Genomic DNA, 893 nt, shown 5'->3' on the forward strand with positions numbered 1-893 from the left:
TTGAACGAGCCGGTGGTCGGCTACGGCCCCTTCGTGATGAACAGCCAGGCGCAGATTGCCGAGGCGATCGACGACTTCAACAGCGGCCAGTTCGGCCGCATGCCGGGCTAGTTTCCGGTCTAGTCTTATTTGATAGCAGTGCCCCTGCCGACGCCAGCGCGGCAGGGATCTTTCCCCGCGAGACAGCGATGTCTCACCCCAACGCAAGGAGACACACCATGAGCACCCCTGCCAACTTCAACGGCCAACGCCCGGTGATCAACCCCAACGATGCCGCCATGCTGCTGATCGACCATCAGAGCGGGCTGTTCCAGACCGTTGGCGACATGCCGATGCCGGAACTGCGCCAGCGCGCCGCGGCCCTGGCGAAGATGGCCACGCTGGCGAAACTCCCGGTGATCACCACCGCCTCGGTGCCACAGGGCCCGAACGGCCCGCTGATCCCGGAAATCCACGAGAACGCGCCGCACGCCCAGTACGTGGCGCGCCGTGGCGAGATCAACGCCTGGGACAACCCCGACTTCGTGGCAGCCGTGAAGGCCACCGGCAAGAAGCAGCTGATCATCGCCGGCACCATCACCAGCGTATGCATGGCCTTCCCGTCGATCAGCGCGGTCAGCGCGGGCTACCAGGTGTTTGCGGTGGTCGATGCCTCGGGCACCTATAACAAGATGGCGCAGGAAATCACCCTGGCCCGCGTGGTGCAGGCCGGCGTGGTGCCGATGGACACCGCCGCCGTGGCCTCCGAGCTGCAAGGCAGCTGGAACCGCGAGGATGCGATGGAGTGGGCGGGCATCTATACCAAGATCTTCCCGGCTTACCAGCTGCTGATCGAGAGCTACGGCAAGGCGCAGGAGGTGGCGAACAAGCATGAGGTGCTGGATTCGATGCGC

2 protein-coding genes are annotated in these 893 nt (G+C 64.8%); both read left to right on the forward strand.

What is annotated here, in order from left to right; all coding sequences use genetic code 11:
• A partial coding sequence (locus ABWL39_RS20840; RefSeq protein WP_367796121.1) for a pirin-like C-terminal cupin domain-containing protein occupies positions 1-111 on the forward strand: 111 nt, incomplete at its 5' end.
• 107 nt (positions 112-218) lie between these two features.
• Positions 219-893: hydrolase (locus ABWL39_RS20845; RefSeq protein WP_367796119.1), on the forward strand; the 675-nt coding region annotated here is incomplete at its 3' end.

The sequence above is a fragment of the Chitinivorax sp. PXF-14 genome, from assembly GCF_040812015.1.
Classification (GTDB): domain Bacteria; phylum Pseudomonadota; class Gammaproteobacteria; order Burkholderiales; family SCOH01; genus JBFNXJ01.